Here is a 19,716-nt window from a genome sequence, read left to right as displayed (position 1 = left end):
GAAAGTCAGTTATATACAAATAGGGCGGGCTAAGTGCTTTGTTAATAAAGATAGTCTTTAAGTAATGTAACAAATTGATGCAAAGAAAAGATAATCACTCTAAAATCAAATGAATATAATCGCTATTAAGTAATTAAATATGACATCTACCGCAATTAAACCTCAAAGCAATAAAAAGAAAGCCATAAAAGAAACCTTACTTACTCCTAGATTCTATACCACCGACTTCGAGGCGATCGCCTCCATGGACATATCAAGTCAGGAAAAAGAATTGAGAGCGATGTTAACCGAGATGAAAAACGACTACAATCGTAATCATTTCATCAGAGACGAGGACTTTGAAAAAACATGGGATCACGTGGACGGCGAAACCCGTGCCGCCTTCATCGAATTTTTAGAACGCTCCTGCACCTCCGAATTTTCAGGATTTATTCTTTTCAAAGAAATATCTCGCCGTATCAAAGAAAAAAACCCCCTTGTTTCCGAAGTTTTCAGCCTAATGGCAAGAGACGAAGCCCGTCACGCAGGATTTTTAAACAAAGCCATGAGCGACTTCAACATTTCCCTTGACTTAGGCTACCTAACCAAACATAGAGTTTATACCTTCTTCAAACCCGAATGGATAATTTACGCCGTTTACCTCTCCGAAAAAATTGGCTACTGGCGCTATATCTTAATGTATCGTCACCTCGAAAAAAATCCCGACTACCAATTTTATCCCCTCTTCAAAAAATTTGAATATTGGTGTCAAGACGAAAGCCGTCATGGAGACATCTTTAACGCCCTCCTTCGTTCTCAAAAATCCATGTGGCAAGGATGGAAAGCCAAATTATGGGCAAAATTTTTCCTTCTTTCAGTTTTTGCCACTCATACCCTCACGGTCCACGAAAGGGAAGACTTTTATCAATCCGTAGGCTTAGATGCCGAAGAATATGACCGTCAAGTAATCATCAAAACCAATCAAACCGCCGCCAAAGCATTCCCCGTCATCCTCGATACCGACAACCCCACTTTCTTCCCCAGGCTCGAAAAATGTAATGAATACAATATCCAATTACAAAAAATTGGGGATTCACAACAACCCCAATTTATCAAAATGCTTCGCAAAATGCCTATTATGGTAGCAATCTTCTGGAATCTACTCTGCCTATATTTACTAAAATCCAAAGATGCCGAAGAATTAAGAACCATTGTTCTTTAAAAATTACTCAAATCTAAATTATTTCCCACTAAAAATCCATACCACTTACCATGGTGGGAAATATCACCAATTACCTGAAATGAAAAAAAAATAACTAAATAAAACAAAAATCAAAGACGAACCAAAATATTATTACCATGGGTATCTGTGCCACAGGTAGATAAAAGATCATATTTTTCCGCCAACGATTTAACAACATTCATCTGTTTACGACTACATTCCCAAGGTTGAGGATTACCATAGGCGTAATAGCTTTCTACCCCGTCAATACCCAACAAACTTGCTTCAGGAATTAATTCCTCCGCACGACGACGATAACGGCTAGGATGTGCCAACACTACCAAAGCACCAGCTTTATGAAGACTATTAATCACCTCTTTTGCCTGAGCATCATTTCCTTCTGGCTTATATCCTCCTAAATACTTTCTCATCACAGGAGCATGGGGATCAAAACCATACCCAAGTATGTGTACGATAGTACCATTCAACTCAGAAGTAATTTCCACTCCAGTCCAAAGATGAGGCAACAAAATGGATTCGTTAACCTGTTTTTTTCGTTTCATCCAAGATAAAGCACGATAAAAACCATCAATACTATGATGATCCGTAATGGCTAAACCTTGTAAACCAATTTGAATGGCTTGTTCTATAAGTGATTCGGGAGTTAATTGTCCATCCGAACAACTGGTATGTAAATGGAAATTGTATTGGAATGGACAACTACTAGGTTGAAGATTTGCCCATACCTGTTCTAGTTTCTTGGTATCTTGAGATCTTTGGTTGTTAACCCATAGGGGTTTTTTTTCTTTGCTCAATAGCATAAATCGGTTAATTGTTACAGATTGTTAAACTTAATTTAACAAATAAAACGATGTTTTGACCGTAAAAAATGAACAAATAATTGATTTTTTTCATCAGAAATACTAATTTAAGTATTATTACTTATGCTTGTTTTTTATTACACAGATTAGTTAGTTGAATCATTAACAAGTCATTAATCTTAAGTTCACCACAAATTTAAAAAACACTTAAGAATAAACTGTTGAAGCTCTTTATGATATAGCTTATCAGCGATTAAAGTAACCCGTAAAGATTTGATATTAAATAGAGCTTTTTTGCTTAACTATTAATTATTTTTAGTTTTTTCTCATAAAAAATAGGTTAAAATTACTATTCATTTACCGTCCTATTTTTATGGTTAATCTAAGCAAATACGTTTACTTACTTGTGCTAGGGGCGCTGTTACCCAATATTTATCTAAAAGCCAATGCACAATCATCCCAACAGGTTTATAATCCCATTCCCATTGAACATAACCGCATGATTCAAGATACCCTCTCCCCCAACGATATTCCCACAGGGGAAGGAGGATTTGCTCGAGATTACTATCTTAATTTAAGGGCAGGGGAACAAATTGTGATAGATCTTACCTCCGATGAATTTGATACTATCGTTGTTTTGATGAAAGAAGATGGTACAACTATCGCCGAAAATGATGATGGGCCCGATGGTACTACCAATTCATTACTGTTCACTCGTATCGCTGAGGACGGTAAATATATAATAAGAGTTCGTTCCTTCGCTCTTTCTGGAAGTGGAAACTTTAATCTCCGTGTCACAAAATTACAAGAGAAAAATTAGTTATCCATTAAATCGTGACATCATCTGTTAATGGTTTTATTATTAATTATCTTTATAGTGTCTATTGTTATGAGTTCAGCTAAAGAAAAAGTAGAGTCCATGTTGAGAAAATTACCTGATGATTGTACTGTAGAGGATATACAGTACCATTTGTATGTATTAGGTAAAGTTCGCCAAGGTTTACAGGTAGCTGATACCGAAGGGGTTTTGCAACAAGCAGAAGTAGAAGGATTGTTAAATAAATGGCTTATCGAGTAGTTTGGTCTTTAAAAGCTGTAGAGGATGTAGAGGCGATCGCCGCTTACATTGCAAGAGATTCACCGTCCTATGCCGCTGCCGTTGTACAAAGAATTATCTCCATCACCCAAAAACTCCCAGAAAACGGCACAGAAGGCAGATTAATCCCCGAATTTGAAGAATCCACCATCATCGAACAATTCGCCTACAGCTATCGCCTAATCTATCGCCTAGAAAAAGAAACATATACAGTAGTAGCTGTCATCCACGGGAAAAAACTTTTATACCTAACCGACTAAATACATAGACAAAGTTCACTACTACATCATATTAACTATATGGGTTGAATCTTCGCTACTGAGTAGGTTGGCGAAATTGATCTTTTATACCCAAAGTAGGGGCAAGGGGCTTAAGCCCCTTGTTATCCATTACCCAAATCTATTTAATTACGCCTACTCACTTACTCCACTAATAAGGTACTTGTCATTAGTGTTGAGAAGGTAAAAACACAAAAGCCAACACAAAAAAGGAGCAATCAAAAGAAAAAAGAAAAAAGTTTAAGAGCCAGAAAGCCTTATTTTGTAATGATTGTGACAGAAGTTTGAAAAAAGATAGAAGAAAAAGTTGCCATTTTAGAAAAGGTTAGTTATATTAGTATATGTGCGATTGAGAGCAACAAACTCTCCTGACACACCACGAACCTCGACAATTCAATAGTTTGAAAGCCATTTTTCAAGTATTACATATATCCTTGTCAAAATAACTTTATTTAAAAAAAACGAAAGTCTTAAACTTCGGTTTAAGCATTGCCAAGAAAGAGCAAGTAAAACTACTTCAAATTAAAAGGATTAAGTCATCTTAGGGTGATAGAAACTTTACAATGGAGAGTTTGATCCTGGCTCAGGATGAACGCTGGCGGTATGCCTAACACATGCAAGTCGAACGGTCACCTTAGGGTGATAGTGGCGGACGGGTGAGTAACACGTGAGAATCTGCCCTTAGGTCGGGGACAACAGTTGGAAACGACTGCTAATACCGGATGAGCTGAAAAGTAAAAGATTTATCGCCTAGGGAAGAGCTCGCGGCTGATTAGCTAGTTGGTGGGGTAAAAGCCTACCAAGGCAACGATCAGTAGCTGGTCTGAGAGGATGAGCAGCCACACTGGGACTGAGACACGGCCCAGACTCCTACGGGAGGCAGCAGTGGGGAATTTTCCGCAATGGGCGAAAGCCTGACGGAGCAATACCGCGTGAGGGAGGAAGGCTCTTGGGTTGTAAACCTCAAAACTTAGGGAAGAAGAAAGTGACGGTACCTAATATAAGCATCGGCTAACTCCGTGCCAGCAGCCGCGGTAATACGGAGGATGCAAGCGTTATCCGGAATCATTGGGCGTAAAGAGTCCGTAGGTGGCACTTCAAGTCCGCATTTAAAGACCGAGGCTCAACCTCGGGTAGGGTGTGGAAACTGAAGAGCTAGAGTACAGGAGGGGTAGAGGGAATTCCTAGTGTAGCGGTGAAATGCGTAGAGATTAGGAAGAACACCAGTGGCGAAGGCGCTCTACTGGACATGTACTGACACTGAGGGACGAAAGCTAGGGTAGCGAAAGGGATTAGATACCCCTGTAGTCTTAGCGGTAAACGATGGATACTAAGTGTAGCGGGTATAAACTCCTGCTGTGCTGAAGCAAACGCGTTAAGTATCCCGCCTGGGGAGTACGCACGCAAGTGTGAAACTCAAAGGAATTGACGGGGACCCGCACAAGCGGTGGAGTATGTGGTTTAATTCGATGCAACGCGAAGAACCTTACCAAGACTTGACATCCGATGAATTTTTCTGAAAGGAAAGAGTGCCTTAGGGAACATCGTGACAGGTGGTGCATGGCTGTCGTCAGCTCGTGTCGTGAGATGTTGGGTTAAGTCCCGCAACGAGCGCAACCCTCGTCCTTAGTTGCCAGCATTAAGTTGGGGACTCTAGGGAGACCGCCGGGGAGAACTCGGAGGAAGGTGGGGATGACGTCAAGTCAGCATGCCCCTTACGTCTTGGGCTACACACGTACTACAATGGTTAGGACAAAGGGATGCGAAACCGCAAGGTGAAGCGAAACCCATCAAACCTAGCCCCAGTTCAGATCGTCGGCTGAAACTCGCCGGCGTGAAGGAGGAATCGCTAGTAATCGCAGGTCAGCATACTGCGGTGAATCCGTTCCCGGGTCTTGTACACACCGCCCGTCACACCATGGAAGTTGGTAACATCCGAAGTCGTTACTCCAACCCTTTTGGGGGGAGGACGCCGAAGGTGGGACTAGTGACTGGGGTGAAGTCGTAACAAGGTAGCCGTACCGGAAGGTGTGGCTGGATCACCTCCTTATAAGGGAGACCACATATAGTGGTCAGCAAGGAATGTGATGGAAAATGGTATTTCAAACTAGAGATTGGGTTCATGGGCTATTAGCTCAGGTGGTTAGAGCGCACCCCTGATAAGGGTGAGGTCCCTGGTTCAAGTCCAGGATGGCCCATAGGTGGGGGTATAGCTCAGTTGGTAGAGCGCCTGCTTTGCAAGCAGGATGTCAGCGGTTCGAGTCCGCTTATCTCCAGTGAGAAAACTTAGCACTGTTTTAGCGAACAAATGCTGAGGAAAAAGTCTCAGTAAGAACCTTGAAAACTGCATAGAAAAAAAAGTAAGTAGGAAGTCTGTATTAAACAGATAATTAGGTCAAGCAATCAAGGGCTAATGGTGGATACCTAGGCACACGAAGGCGAAGAAGGACGTAGCAACCTGCGAAAAGTCTCGGGGAGTTGGAAGCAAACATTGAGCCGAGAATGTCCGAATGGGGCAACCCTAAAAACACATCTTTTAGGAGATGATGAGCGAACCCGGTGAACTGAAACATCTTAGTAGCCGGAGGAAGAGAAAACAAAAGTGATTCCCTTAGTAGCGGCGAGCGAAACGGGAGAAGCCTAAACCAGTGTTTACGAATACTGGGGTAGTGGGACATCGATATCAAGAGTGGATGTTAGACGAACTAGCTGAAAACTAGACCGAAGAAGGTGAAAGTCCTGTAGTCGAAAACAGAAGTAATTGTAGGTGAATCCCGAGTAGCACGGTATAAGAGAAATCCCGTGTGAATCAGCCACGACCACGTGGTAAGGCTAAATACAAAGTGTGACCGATAGTGAAAAGTACCGCGAGGGAAAGGTGAAAAGAACCCCGGGAGGGGAGTGAAATAGAACATGAAACCATTAGCTTACAAGCAATGGGAGTCCGATAGAACGGATGACCGTGTGCCTGTTGAAGAATGAGCCGGCGACTTACAGGCAGTGGCAGGTTAAGACGGAAAGTCGAAGCCAAAGAGAAATCGAGTCTGAAAAGGGCGCTAGTCACTGTTTGTAGACCCGAACCCGGGTGATCTAACCATGTCCAGGATGAAACCCCCGTAACAGGTGGTGGAGGTCCGAACCGACCAATGTTGAAAAATTGGCGGATGAGGTGTGGTTAGGGGTGAAATGCCAATCGAACCCGGAGCTAGCTGGTTCTCCCCGAAATGTGTTGAGGCGCAGCGGTGTGGAATGTCATGGGGGGTAAAGCACTGTTTCGTTGCGGGCTGCGAGAGCGGTACCAAGATGAGACAAACTCAGAATACCCATGATTGTAGCACTAGTAAGACGGTGGGGGATAAGCTTCATCGTCGAAAGGGAAACAGCCCAGACCATCAGCTAAGGTCCCCAAGTAAAGACTAAGTGATAAAGGAGGTGGGAGTGCAAAGACAACCAGGAGGTTTGCCTAGAAGCAGCCATCCTTGAAAGAGTGCGTAATAGCTCACTGGTCAAGCGCTCCTGCGCCGAAAATGAACGGGGCTAAGTCTTTCACCGAAGCTATGGACTCATATTGAGTGGTAGGGGAGCGTTCTCTATTGGGAGAAGCATTAGCGGCAAGCAGATGTGGACGATAGAGAAGTGAGAATGTCGGCTTAAGTAGCGAAAATTGAAGTGAGAATCTTCAACCCCGAAAGCATAAGGGTTTCTCCAGAAGGTTCGTCCGTGGAGAGTTAGCCCGGACCTAAGGCGAAGCGAATAGCGTAGTCGATGGCAAGCAGGTAAATATTCCTGCGTGGTTTTACAGGAGCTATTAAAGGGACCCATGAAAGATAAACTCATCCTAAGTGGATTGGAAGCAACCTCGGTTGCGAGAGTGTAAGGATAGTGGCAAGAAAAGCTTTAATAGTGTTGAATGTAGAATCCCGGTACCCGAAACCGACACAGGTATGCAAGTAGAGAATACTAAGGGGAGCGAGTTAACTCTCTCTAAGGAACTCGGCAAAATGACCCCGTAACTTCGGGAGAAGGGGTGCCACCGAGAGGTGGTTGCAGTGAAAAGGCCCAGGCGACTGTTTAGCAAAAACATAGGTCTCTGCAAACTCGAAAGAGGAGGTATAGGGGCTGACGCCTGCCCAGTGCCGGAAGGTTAAAGAAGTTGGTCAGTCTTAGGATGAAGCTAGCGACTGAAGCCCCGGTGAACGGCGGCCGTAACTATAACGGTCCTAAGGTAGCGAAATTCCTTGTCGGGTAAGTTCCGACCCGCACGAAAGGCGTAACGATCTGGGCGCTGTCTCGGAGAGAGGCTCGGCGAAATAGGATTGTCTGTGAAGATACGGACTACCTGCACTTGGACAGAAAGACCCTATGAAGCTTTACTATAGCTTGGAATTGTGTTCGGGCCTGCTGTGCGCAGGATAGGTGGGAGACGATGAGATTATCCTTGTGGGGATAATAGAGTCAATGGTGAGATACCACTCTCAGAAGGCTAGAATTCTAACTCTTAAATGAGGACAGTTTCAGGTGGGTAGTTTGACTGGGGCGGTCGCCTCCAAAAAGGTAACGGAGGCGTACAAAGGTTACCTCAGACTGGTTGGAAATCAGTCGAAGAGTGCAAAGGCAGAAGGTAGCTTGACTGCGAGACATACAGGTCGAGCAGGGTGGAAACACGGTCTTAGTGATCCGACGGTGCTGAGTGGAAGGGCCGTCGCTCAACGGATAAAAGTTACTCTAGGGATAACAGGCTGATCTCCCCCAAGAGTTCACATCGACGGGGAGGTTTGGCACCTCGATGTCGGCTCATCGCAACCTGGGGCGGAAGTACGTCCCAAGGGTTGGGCTGTTCGCCCATTAAAGCGGTACGTGAGCTGGGTTCAGAACGTCGTGAGACAGTTCGGTCCATATCCGGTGCAGGCGTGAGAATATTGAGAGGAGCCTTCCTTAGTACGAGAGGACCGGGAAGGACGTACCGCTGGTGTACCAGTTATTGTGCCAACAGTAAACGCTGGGTAGCCATGTACGGAGTGGATAACCGCTGAAAGCATCTAAGTGGGAAGCCCACCTCAAGATGAGTATTCTGGTGTAAGGTCACGGGAAGAACACCCGTTAATAGGCACAAGGTGGAAGTGCAGTAATGTATGGAGCCGAAGTGTACTAACAGACCGTCAGCTTGACCTATTCCAAACTTACTTATAATTATCTATGCAGTCTTGAGGGTTTTTAACCTCATAATCTTGGCAGGTGTATCTAGCGTTGTGGAACCACTACGACTCCATCCCGAACTCGTGGGTGAAACACAGCAGCAGCGACGATACTACGGGGGTAGCCCCTTGGGACAATAGTTCTATGCCTGCCTTAATAATCACAAAAAACCGCCCCATCACATGGCGGCTTTTTTTTGCTTAATTTTATATTCGACTTTGATATGACCTTGTAGCTCGAAATAGGCTAAAACTCTTTTTTTCGTATATCATAGAATAAGACATATTGGCAAAATAATCGAGTTGAACAGTTTTAAGATATGACAAACCAGCCTGACAGAATTATTATATTTGACACTACTTTGCGTGATGGGGAACAGTCTCCTGGGGCGAGTTTAAACGTAGAAGAAAAATTAAAAATTGCTCGTGCGTTAGCTAAATTAGGTGTTGATGTCATTGAGGCTGGTTTTCCCCATGCTAGTCTGGGGGACTTTGAAGCTGTCAATAAAATTGCTCAGGCTGTAGGGACAGAAAATGGACCCACTATTTGTGGTTTGGCAAGGGCAACGGAAAGAGATATTAAAAGTGCAGGAGAAGCTCTTCAACCTGCCTACAAAAAAAGAATCCACACTTTTTTGGCTACCTCAGATATTCATTTGGAATATAAACTAAAAAAGACGAGGGAAGATGTATTGGCAATGGTTCCTGATATGGTTGCCTATGCAAAAACCTTTACGGATGATGTGGAATTTTCTCCTGAAGATGCAGGGCGTAGCGATCCAGAATTTTTGTATCAAGTGTTGGAATTGGCTATTAAGGCTGGGGCTACCACAGTGAATATTCCTGATACGGTAGGTTACACCACTCCTAGTGAATATGGTGCTTTGATTAGGGGTATTAAAAATAATGTACCCAATATTGATCAAGCAATTATTTCTGTCCATGGTCATAATGACTTGGGCTTGGCAGTGGCAAATTTCCTTGAAGCTGTTAAAAACGGTGCAAGACAATTAGAATGTACCATTAACGGCATTGGGGAAAGGGCTGGAAATGCGGCTTTAGAGGAGTTGGTAATGGCTCTCCACGTTCGCCGTCAATACTATAATCCATTTTTGGGCAGACCTCCTGAGTCTAATGAGCCTTTAACTAATATTGATACGAAACAAATTTACAAAACCTCTCGTTTGGTGTCTAATCTCACAGGAATGTTGGTACAACCTAATAAGGCGATTGTGGGGGCTAATGCTTTTTCCCATGAGTCGGGAATTCATCAAGATGGTGTTTTGAAAAATCGTCTTACCTATGAAATTATGGATGCGGAGTCCATAGGCTTAACGACTAATCAGATTGTTTTGGGTAAACTATCTGGACGTAATGCTTTTCGTTCTCGTTTGCATGAATTGGGCTTTGATTTGTCAGAGAATGATCTTAATAAGGCGTTTTTACGTTTTAAAGAAGTAGCTGATAAAAAACGAGAAATTACGGACTGGGATTTGGAGGCAATTGTTAATGATGAAATTCAACAGCCCCCTGAATTATTCCGTTTAGAGTTGGTGCAGGTGTCTTGTGGTGATCATTCTTCTCCCACAGCGACTATTACCTTAAGAAATCCTGATGGTGAGGAGTTGAGCGATGCTGCCATTGGAACTGGTCCTGTGGATGCGGTTTATAAGGCCATTAATAGAGTGGTGAACATTCCCAATGAGTTGACGGAATATTCTGTTAAGTCTGTGACTGCTGGAATTGATGCCATGGGAGAGGTGACGATTCGCCTTAAACATGAAGGACGTACCTATTCTGGTTATGCGGCGAATACGGATGTCATTGTGGCTTCTGCACGGGCTTATATTAGTGCTTTGAATCGTCTTTATGCGACTATTAAGGCAAAACAGCTGATTGAGGTGAAGTAGTTTATTAAAGAAAATGGTGGGTAATGCCCACCCGACTCCCGCAATTCCTCAATTCTGAGGGATTTTTATTAAATAGTTTATGAGGGGTTAACTACTTCTTTAAAGCGAACTTCGTCTCGGTGGGGGTCACAGTATGCCACTTCTAGCATAAAGGTTTCCCCTACTTTTGTGGGTCGATCGCACTTATAGGGAAATTCTAAACCTATGTCTTCAAAAAGAATGAGAGCAAGGCGATCATCTTCCCGTAACCAACGCAACATTAACACTTCCCAAACCTCATCAGAATGTTGCTTGAGATATTGCAAAGTCCAATAACGGTTGGTTTGTCTTTCTACTAATACCGCCTCAGAAGAAGTGGAAGTGACATTAAAGAGAATTGACTGCATCTCATCCCTTGCAAAAGGTAACTCATCACCCCGTAAATGGGCTTTGATTTGAAAATGAGCTAGTAAATCCGTATAGCGACGAATGGGAGATGTCACTTGAGTATAAGTATTTAACCCCAAACTGGAATGACGGATGGGAGATAAACCAGTTTCACTTTTGGGCATACAACGGCGGATAGCAGACGATCGCACCGGGCCTGCAGGAAGGAGAATTAATTCTTCATGGGGGGGCAATTCAGGCTGAGGTTGTCCACGGAAAGGTACGGGAATATCATGCTCCTGGCAAAAACGCCCTGCCACTTCCCCCGTGAGAATCATCATTTCGGCTACCAAGGTACGGGAATAGGAATCATCTAATAATTCGATGGTAACATCCTCCTCCCCTTTTACTTTAATAATAGCTTCGGGCATGGAAATCATTACCGAACCATTATCTCGGCGCCATTGCGATCGCAACTTAGAAGCCTCCGCCAACTGCTTAACTTCTGGTTCTGCTTGTATATCAAGGTGTAACATCTCATCCACATCATGATAGGTGAGACGGTAAGTAGGCTTGATATGGGTAGAATGTATTTCATAGTCCTTAATGCCCCCTGCTTCATCAAGAGTTACCCCAAAACTAAGGGCAGGGCAAATTTGACCTTGAACCAAACTCATAGGGCCTGTCGCCAATACAGGGGGGAACATGGGGATCATTCCAGTGGGTAAATATAAACTGGTACTGCGTTTGCGAGCCTCCAAATCTAAATCATCATGGGGAGTAATTAACCTAGTGGGATCTGCAATGTGAATCCAGTAACGTAAAGTACCATCCTCTAGGGTTTCCACACTCAAACCATCGTCAATTTCCTTGGTGCTTTCATCATCGATGGTATATACCTTATGAGCGGTCAAATCTAAGCGAGGCTGAAGGTCTGGGATTTCTATTCCTTTAGAAATATCATAGATAATTGACTGAGCCATTTCTGCTACCTCTAAAGGAAAGTTGTTAGGATAAGAGCTACGGCGCAAGAATAAATTCTCATGTTCGCTCCATAATTTCAGGTCAATCAATAACTGCCATGCTTCTTGGACAGTTTTTGATCTACCGATGTTTTCTAAAATCTCTTGGGCTTGTTTGGGCGGATTATCGGGTTGTAATACCCATCTTTCCACAAAGTCCAGTTTAATTAAATCGTTATTTGTCCATGTAGTATCTTCCCCTCTTAGGGCTTGATTTAACCGTTCAAAAAATTCTTCTTTTTCTTTCCTTTTCTGAGTTTCAATATCAATTTGATGCTTAATTTCCTCTACTTGGGTGGTGGGGCGAGGTTCATAAACATCTCCTTTCTTCTTGAAGTATATTTTATCGTCAGACAATAATAAGTAAGATGCGTAACAAAGGAGGGGGGTTTCTTCGGAAAAAATTAACCCTGCTAATTCGGGGGGAGTAATGGGGGTTGATTCTTCCATCAACAATTCCCAAGCCACTTCTAGGCTAGAAGGATCTAAATATTTCTCTACTTCTTGGCTAAATTTCTCAATATCTGAAGGTTTGAAGGATTCTCCCTTTACAAGGTAATCAATTTTTTGGGGTCTAACTTTATGGTTAGTACCATTTTTATCAATGGCAATCCAATCTTTTTTTCCCTCTGGTTTTTCGATAACAGCTAAACGGCGATCGCCATTAACCTTAAATTCTACTAGCGTTCCTTTTTCCACCCTGAACCCTTCTTACTATGATTTGATCAGCAACATACTTAAGTTTAAGATTATTAGGCAAATGTGTAAAGTAAAACCTATTGTGAGAGAAAATAGGTGATGCAAATAAGTAAAATTATTAAGAATAGTTAATAAAAATTAAAAATATTCTTTAAAGAAATATTAAATATAAATGAATCCTCTAGCATTAGGGTAAGATCAATATACTTGTCACAGAAAAAAGACTAGCAAATTTATTAACAAAATGAAATTAATAAGATAAGGGAAAAACAATTCAAAATTTAAATAATGTTTGCTTTTCTTGACATAACGTTAGTCGTTATCAAATGAATACAGAAGAAAAATAAGAGATAAAAATATATTTATCACTAAACTAATTTTATTTCCTTCTTCATTAAAAGTAACTAAATTTTTCTATTTCTTATTAATAACTAATCTAATAATATTTTCTTTGACATCTATTTCAATCATTAAGAAAAAATATCATTTAAGACAAAAAATATGGGTAAACCAACAGGATTTTTAGAATTTGCAAGGGAATTACCAGTAGATAAAGATCCCCTTGAGAGAATTAAAAATTGGGATGAATTTCATTTGCACCTACCCGAAGAAAACCTAAAAAATCAGGGTGCCAGATGTATGGATTGCGGTACGCCGTTTTGCCATACAGGAGAGCTAATCAGTGGCATGGCTAGTGGTTGTCCTGTGAATAATTTAATTCCTGAGTGGAATGATTTGATTTACCGTGGTTTATGGCAAGAAGCCTTAGAGCGTCTTCACAAAACTAATAATTTTCCTGAATTTACGGGGCGGGTATGTCCTGCTCCCTGTGAGGGTTCTTGCGTTTTAGGTATCAATAACCCCCCTGTTACCATCAAAAATATCGAGTGTAGTATTATCGATCATGGTTGGGAGCAAGGTTGGGTGACGGCTCATCCCCCTGAAAAAAGGACTGGGAAAAAGGTTGCTGTGGTGGGTTCTGGCCCTGCGGGATTGAGTGCTGCTGCTCAGTTAAATAGGGCTGGACATTGGGTGACGGTGTATGAAAAGGGCGATCGCCCCGGGGGACTACTCATGTATGGTATTCCTAATATGAAGCTCGATAAGGAAAAGGTGGTAATGCGCCGTATTAGGATATTAGAAGAAGAAGGAATCAAATTTGTTTGTAATACCGAAATCGGCAAAGATATAACCGCAGAGCAGTTGGTGCAGGATAATGATGCGGTAATCCTCTGTATTGGTGCTGGAAAGCCGAGGGATTTACCCATAGAAGGCAGAGACTTAAAAGGTATTCATTTCGCCATGGACTTCCTCACCGCTAACACCAAGGCACTTTTAGACGCAAACCCAGAAGGGTTGATTTCTGCCCAAGGAAAAGACGTGGTTATCATCGGCGGAGGTGATACGGGTACAGACTGTGTTGGTACATCCGTTCGTCATGGTTGTAACGCAGTAACTCAACTAGAAATTATGCCCAAACCCCCAGAGATGAGGGCAAAAAATAATCCTTGGCCTGAATATCCAAAAATTTATCGTCTCGATTATGGACAGGAGGAAGCCGCCGCCAAGTTTGGAGAAGATCCTCGTTTTTATACCACCACAGCCACTAAATTTGAAGGGGATGACCATGGTAACGTAAAAGCTGTTCACACTGTGCAGGTGGAGTGGCAACGCAACGAAGATGGACGTTTTATCCCTAACCCCATCGAGGGAACCGAAAAAGTAACCCCTGCCCAACTGGTGTTGCTCGCCATGGGTTTCTTAGGCCCTGAACAGTTTTTGTTAGAGCAAATGGGTTTAGAAAAAGATCACCGTAGCAATATCAAAGCTGACTATGATGATTATAGTACCAGCATTCCCAATGTGTTTGCTGCTGGGGATTGTCGTCGGGGTCAAAGTCTTGTGGTTTGGGCTTTTAACGAAGGTCGTGGAGTGGCTCAAAAGTGCGATCGCTTCTTAATGGGCTACAGTGATTTACCTCAGTAAGTTCCACATTCTATCTAATTTAACTTTTTTTAAATTAAACAAAGAATTTGAACCTTGCGCCTAACTAATAACTAACAAGGGGTTTAAACCCCTTGCCCCTACTTAAACAATTATTTTACGCTAACTAATTAATTCCCACTAACTTAGCACTCAAATCCCATAACTTAAGAGCCTTACTTTTATCACTTGCCTCATCAGAAACCTCCTGAGCAAAAGATTCTCGTCCTTCTTTTTGACGATTACCCCAACTCCAGTAAACTCCAGATATACCAAAATCTTCTTCCCCTACCACCATGGCAAGTCTTTCTCCTGCCAACTCCTCAGTCACATAACCCTTCGTGATATTTTTCTGGAAAACAGGGAATATTTTTTTGAATAGGGAATAGTGATTACGGAATAAAGCTGTTTCAGCCACACAACCGGGATAAAAAGAATTGAAAATAATCCCCGTAGAATCATGATAGCGACGGTGCAACTCCTTCATGGTGAGAATGTTACAAAGCTTACTATCTTTATAGGCTTTGCCTGACTTAAATTTTTTGCCATTAATCATAGAAATAGGGGCTTTAAATCCTTTCTCCATGCCTTTTAAATCTCCTAAATCTGGAGGTGCCGGAATAGGAATTTTTCCGCCCAACTCTTTTGGATTAGCCGTAACAGTACCCAAAATTACTAACCGTGGGTGAGGATTAGCAGCCTTTTTGAGATCCTCTAACATGAGATTACAAAGAAGAAAATGCCCTAAATGATTAGTTGCCACGCTGATTTCATAACCATCTTCGCTATACATTGGCTCTTTGAGGAGGGGATAATATACCGCCGCATTACACACCAAAGCATCGAGATTTCTACCCGTAGCCCGAAAATCCTCCACAAATTTCTGAACACTGTTGAGGGAAGCCAAATCGAGGTGAATAATTTGATAACTGTCTTCGGGGATGCCCACTTCCTTGGCTACTTTCTGGGTTTTTTCGAGGTTACGACAAGCCATGATGACGTGCCATTTTCCTGTTTTTGCGAGGGCTTTTGCACCATATAAACCCACCCCAGATGATGCCCCAGTGATAATAACTGTTGATTTTTGAGCTTCTACCATATTTATTTGCCTTAATTTGATCGCCGATAAGTTTATAAATTTTTAATCATTAATTATTTTAATAATCCCATAGAACTATATTTTCTTGTTCTAAGTTTCTTTAAGCTAGGGGTCATATTTTTTAATATTTCTTTATTTCTCTAGTCGGGGTTCAAATTCAAACTTGCCGTTATCATAATTTAAGGTTTGAATAAAAAAGTCCGCTACCTCATTCTTTTCTCCAGCGATTAACACCTTTGCCTGATGTCCTTTTTCTAAGATATAGTTTCTCTCACATTGTTCATAAGCATAGATAATTAAAATATCCCCTTTTTCACACAACAAAGCAGCACCACCATTAGGGCATATTTCCCCACTACCCTTAGTACCCGGAATAGCGTAGGTTGACCATCTTTGGGCATTATTCAAATTAGCAATTTCCACTTCCTCTAGGGGTAAAATACCCACCATTTCCATTAATTCAGGATCAATGGTAATACTGCCCACATAATTAACATTCGCCTCCGTCACCCTCACTCGATGCAGCTTGGCGTGCATTAATTTAATAGTTTTCATAAAAAATAGTATAAGTTTGGCTTCAAAACATAAAAAAGTTATCCATAACTATGCTACAGTCTCTCGACAATCTTCCCAAGAAGATGGATAATTAAGTTCGAAATTCTCAAAATTAGTCTAATACTGTCGCAAACTTATACGTAAGTGATTTAGTTAGAAAAGAAAAGATTGTACTATCTGTTGCCAAATTTTAGACATTCGGTAGCTTTAAATTGTCAAACTTAGTGTTTTTTCGCCGATAACTTTTCAAAATTATTTTATCCGTTAAGATTTTATTTTCCTTAAGATACTCAATAAAAGGTAATTTTGTAGTAGAAACTTCATGTGAATTTTACATACTTAAGTATGTTTATAGCTACTGATCTTAATCACAAAATATTCTTTTACGTGACAACAATTATTAAAGTATTTTACTTAAATCATTGTAGGTTAATTGTTCTATTTTTACAACTATAAAAAATGTAACGTTAGTTACAAGATCTCTTAATTTGGCACTGTGTGGAGGTTAGAGAAGAAATCACTAATTTTGAAAAAGTTTTAGTTGCTGATGTCTTGTCAGATAAAGGGTTTAGATAGCTTTACTTTTTAACTCAGAACTGATTTTTAGTGAGGATATATTTTGTTTAACGCTAGGCTATAACCTCTGTGCCACATACTACTAAGCTGATTTTACTAATTTAAAGTCAAATATCAATAATTACTCACACTAAGCAGAAAGAAAAACTAATTTTAACTCTCCCTCAGAGCAATTAAACTTAATTAAAAAATAATATAAATTATGGTGTTTTTAAGTTTATCAAAGTTTCATGGAAAATCTGTTGACAAAACCTCGAGACTTAGCTAGGATAAGTTAGTAAATAATAAGATTTATAATTCTCAAAAGAATACTATGAAAAAATCTACTCTATCAACTCTTTTAGTTGGCGGTTTGATTGCCCCCGCTACTATGATTGGGTTAACGGCTAGGGGCGCTGATGCTGCTGCTTTTTTTGTTATTGATGATTTTAGTCGGGCGGGTAATGGAGAGGATTTATGTGGTCTTTTCTCATTGTCTCAGTGTACCTATTCCAATAACTTTCCAGGTAATCCAGCCAAACTATCGAATACTCAAAGCTTTCCTGATGATCCAAATGAAACAAACGTTTTTGGAGGATCAAGAACACTAAATCTAGTTCCAGTTTCAGGATCAGGTAGTCAATTTGGGGTAAACGATAGCGGTCAGTTAGCATTCAGTAATGCTACTGGTTCTAGCGCTGATGCTACCATCTCTTATAATGGCACTGCGACAGATTTTTCTGAGTTCGGATTTTTTGCTCTTAACATTGATTCAGTGGATCTAAACAACGTGACTGCGATACTTAGATTGAGTAGTGACGGATCTACCTTTGAATCTGTATCAAATTCTATCAATAATACTGGAATTTTTAGCTTGGATTTATCTAGTTTTAGCTCCAGTATTTTAAGTAGTGTGACTAACATTGAGCTAACTTTTGATGCTGGAAATGATGCTGATATTACTTTGAGTTCTATAGGCTTCCAAGCTGTACCTGAACCTAGCACAGTTGGTGGCTTATTAGTGCTTGGTTTACTAGGGGTTGCTGGTGCTAAAAAGAGATCTCATAAAGCAGAACAAAACTAGACACAACAAATTATTCCGTAGTGATTATAGAATTTAAAAACGTTGTCTGATTAATCGGATGACGTTTTTATTTTAATGGAGAAAGGGAAATTTTAAGAAAAAAAATCCCTTTACAGAAAACTCGAATTGTGGATAAATAAAGGATACAATCAAGTATCACCATGCTAAGTAAAAAACAATTTGGCATCACCATTTGTAAGTTTAATGACTACTGAAACATATATTAACCATCCCACGTTTGGACTACTTTATCGATTGTGCCTTATTGAAAAACAGGAAGAGTTGTTTACTACTCTTTATGCTCAAAGGCTCTTTTTTCGGGTGAAGGTTGAACAACGGGAGACTTTTTTTGAACCCCTGACGCGCTCGGAGGCGAGGTTGTTGATGGAAAGTAAGTTGAGGGGTTTGAGGAGTAATGGGGATTGGAATGCTTATAAGCAGTTAAATGAGATTTACCAGCGCACTTTCCAGTAGAAATAATATAAATTTATAGCAATTATCGTGGTTACGGAGTACAAGATGATCCCCCTAAATCCCCCTTAATAAGGCAGGGGTGATTCAAAGTAGGGAGTAAAATAAAAGAAAGGGTGAATGTTTTCTAGTAAATTAGAAAATGCTCACCTAATTGTTTTACATTCAATAATGCTTAAAAGTCTAGTAGAAAAACTTCAACAAATCGAGGATTATCGTAACCCAAAAGGGAAAAGACATCAATTATGGGTAATTTTAACAGTTTTTATACTAGGAACAATCTCTGGGTTTATCGGCTACAGAGCCATAGGAGATTTTTGTCAATATAATGAAAAAGCACTATCTAAAATGCTGAAGATAAAAAGTAATAACCTTCCTTCTTACTCTACTATTAGAAGGGTTATTTCTAGTTTTGACCATCATTTATTAGAATCTCTTTTTAATCAATGGTCTCAAGAATTAATTTCAGTACAACAAGAGCAAGAATATTTTTCTATCGATGGTAAAAGTTTAAGAAATACTGTCACAGATAAGTATGGAAATCAACAAGATTTCATTGTATTTATCTCTTTATTTAATCACCAAAATAAAAGGGTTTATGGTTTAAGAACATTTCAGAATAAAAAAGGATCTGAAATTCCCTATAGTCAAGATTTGATAACTAATAGCACTGTTACCAACGCTGTATTTACTCTCGATGCTTTACACTGTCAAAAAGAGACTACTCGCAAAATTATTGAATCTGATAATGATTATTTAATCACTGTAAAAAAGAACCAGAAAAAACTATATCAATCCATTGATGATGTCGTTAAATATCAATGTTCTCGTAGTAGTTTTTATGATACTGATTTTAGTCATGGTCGTCATATTACAAGAAAAATATCTGTATATAATCCACCAGAAAACATTGACCCTCGTTGGATCAGTATTAAATCCGTTATTGAAGTTCAACGAGAGGGATTTCGAGGTTCAAAACCATATCAACAAACACTCTATTATATGAGTAGTCTCAAAAAAGATGCTATGGTTTTTGCTCAAAAAATTAGAGAACATTGGAGTATTGAAAATAATTTACACTGGATTAAGGATGTAATTTTAAAAGAGGATCAATCTCCTATCAAAAACCTTAATGCCGTTATTAATATCTCTATTCTCAAAACTATAGCGTTAAATCTTTTACGCTTACTTGATTTTCCTTCGGTGACAAAAGCCCAGAGATGGCTCTACTCCAGACTTGAGTCTCTTTTTTTTCTCTTAGAATGAATCACCCCTGCCTTAATAAGGGGGACTTGAGAATAATGAATGTATCTCATAATTATAAAAAACGCTATATTAAAATTTTAGCAAAACAAAAATAAATACCTTTCCTAGCCCCTCT

13 protein-coding genes, 2 tRNA genes and 3 rRNA genes are annotated in these 19,716 nt (G+C 40.5%); 14 read left to right on the top strand and 4 right to left on the bottom strand.

The window, feature by feature from the left end:
- Positions 1 to 139 precede the first annotated feature (139 nt).
- Entirely contained in the window at positions 140 to 1,201 is a 1,062-nt protein-coding gene (acsF, locus tag A5482_RS07480; RefSeq protein ID WP_069790934.1) for a magnesium-protoporphyrin IX monomethyl ester (oxidative) cyclase, read from the top strand.
- A 110-nt stretch (positions 1,202 to 1,311) separates the two neighbouring features.
- Here the strand turns inward: acsF and A5482_RS07475 are convergent, their stop codons facing one another.
- Positions 1,312 to 2,022: a PHP domain-containing protein gene (locus A5482_RS07475; protein ID WP_069790933.1), complete on the bottom strand. Its 711-nt coding sequence runs from the start codon at positions 2,020 to 2,022 to the stop codon at positions 1,312 to 1,314.
- A 373-nt stretch (positions 2,023 to 2,395) separates the two neighbouring features.
- Between A5482_RS07475 and A5482_RS07470 the strand changes: the two genes are divergently transcribed.
- The 9 genes from A5482_RS07470 to A5482_RS07430 all read left to right on the top strand — a co-directional run bounded on the left by A5482_RS07470 (position 2,396) and on the right by A5482_RS07430 (position 10,501).
- Positions 2,396 to 2,842 (top strand): PPC domain-containing protein, encoded by a 447-nt coding sequence (locus A5482_RS07470; protein ID WP_069790932.1) that lies wholly within the window; start codon positions 2,396 to 2,398, stop codon positions 2,840 to 2,842.
- Between the two features lie 69 nt (positions 2,843 to 2,911).
- Positions 2,912 to 3,100, top strand: a complete 189-nt coding sequence (locus tag A5482_RS07465) for a hypothetical protein (RefSeq protein WP_015224124.1) — start codon at positions 2,912 to 2,914, stop codon at positions 3,098 to 3,100.
- Positions 3,085 to 3,378 carry a type II toxin-antitoxin system RelE/ParE family toxin gene (locus A5482_RS07460; protein ID WP_069790931.1) on the top strand — a complete coding sequence of 98 codons (294 nt, stop codon included), beginning with the start codon at positions 3,085 to 3,087 and terminating at the stop codon, positions 3,376 to 3,378. The genes A5482_RS07465 and A5482_RS07460 overlap by 16 nt, the downstream gene beginning before the upstream one ends.
- Positions 3,379 to 3,956: 578 nt before the next feature.
- Positions 3,957 to 5,446: ribosomal RNA gene (locus A5482_RS07455) — 16S ribosomal RNA — on the top strand.
- A gap of 74 nt (positions 5,447 to 5,520) precedes the next feature.
- A tRNA-Ile gene (locus A5482_RS07450) sits at positions 5,521 to 5,594 on the top strand.
- Positions 5,595 to 5,599: 5 nt separating this feature from the next.
- Positions 5,600 to 5,672: transfer RNA gene (locus tag A5482_RS07445), tRNA-Ala, on the top strand.
- A 117-nt stretch (positions 5,673 to 5,789) separates the two neighbouring features.
- A 23S ribosomal RNA gene (locus A5482_RS07440) occupies positions 5,790 to 8,568 on the top strand.
- A 59-nt stretch (positions 8,569 to 8,627) separates the two neighbouring features.
- Positions 8,628 to 8,745 (top strand): 5S ribosomal RNA (rrf, locus tag A5482_RS07435).
- The 16S, 23S and 5S rRNA genes sit together here with 2 tRNA genes alongside, the layout of an rRNA operon.
- Positions 8,746 to 8,911: 166 nt before the next feature.
- Positions 8,912 to 10,501, top strand: a complete 1,590-nt coding sequence (locus A5482_RS07430; RefSeq protein ID WP_069791567.1) for a 2-isopropylmalate synthase — start codon at positions 8,912 to 8,914, stop codon at positions 10,499 to 10,501.
- Between the two features lie 77 nt (positions 10,502 to 10,578).
- On the opposite strand, the gene A5482_RS07425 is transcribed toward A5482_RS07430, so the two are convergent.
- Positions 10,579 to 12,588, bottom strand: a complete 2,010-nt coding sequence (locus tag A5482_RS07425; RefSeq protein WP_069791568.1) for a ribonuclease catalytic domain-containing protein — start codon at positions 12,586 to 12,588, stop codon at positions 10,579 to 10,581.
- A 501-nt stretch (positions 12,589 to 13,089) separates the two neighbouring features.
- Here A5482_RS07425 and gltD point away from each other — a divergent pair.
- A complete protein-coding gene (gene gltD / locus A5482_RS07420) occupies positions 13,090 to 14,574 on the top strand; it encodes a glutamate synthase small subunit (protein WP_069791569.1) in 1,485 nt (494 codons plus the stop codon).
- A 124-nt stretch (positions 14,575 to 14,698) separates the two neighbouring features.
- Here gltD and A5482_RS07415 read toward each other — a convergent pair whose 3' ends face one another.
- Together A5482_RS07415 and panD are read right to left on the bottom strand one after the other, a co-directional pair.
- On the bottom strand, positions 14,699 to 15,670 hold the full coding sequence (locus tag A5482_RS07415) for a protochlorophyllide reductase (RefSeq protein WP_069791570.1): 972 nt from the start codon (positions 15,668 to 15,670) through the stop codon (positions 14,699 to 14,701).
- 132 nt (positions 15,671 to 15,802) lie between these two features.
- Positions 15,803 to 16,225 carry an aspartate 1-decarboxylase gene (gene panD / locus A5482_RS07410; protein ID WP_069791571.1) on the bottom strand — a complete coding sequence of 141 codons (423 nt, stop codon included), beginning with the start codon at positions 16,223 to 16,225 and terminating at the stop codon, positions 15,803 to 15,805.
- A gap of 889 nt (positions 16,226 to 17,114) precedes the next feature.
- Here panD and A5482_RS07405 point away from each other — a divergent pair.
- From A5482_RS07405 to A5482_RS07395, 3 genes are all read left to right on the top strand, one after another.
- On the top strand, positions 17,115 to 17,864 hold the full coding sequence (locus tag A5482_RS07405; protein WP_069791572.1) for a PEP-CTERM sorting domain-containing protein: 750 nt from the start codon (positions 17,115 to 17,117) through the stop codon (positions 17,862 to 17,864).
- A 204-nt stretch (positions 17,865 to 18,068) separates the two neighbouring features.
- On the top strand, positions 18,069 to 18,338 hold the full coding sequence (pipX, locus tag A5482_RS07400; protein ID WP_069791573.1) for a transcriptional coactivator PipX: 270 nt from the start codon (positions 18,069 to 18,071) through the stop codon (positions 18,336 to 18,338).
- 168 nt (positions 18,339 to 18,506) lie between these two features.
- A complete protein-coding gene (locus A5482_RS07395; RefSeq protein ID WP_069791932.1) occupies positions 18,507 to 19,601 on the top strand; it encodes an ISAs1 family transposase in 1,095 nt (364 codons plus the stop codon).
- Positions 19,602 to 19,716: the final 115 nt, after the last annotated feature.

Source organism: Cyanobacterium sp. IPPAS B-1200, from assembly GCF_001747005.2.
Classification (GTDB): Bacteria; Cyanobacteriota; Cyanobacteriia; order Cyanobacteriales; family Cyanobacteriaceae; genus Cyanobacterium.
This window is presented reverse-complemented; position numbering and strand designations above follow the sequence as displayed.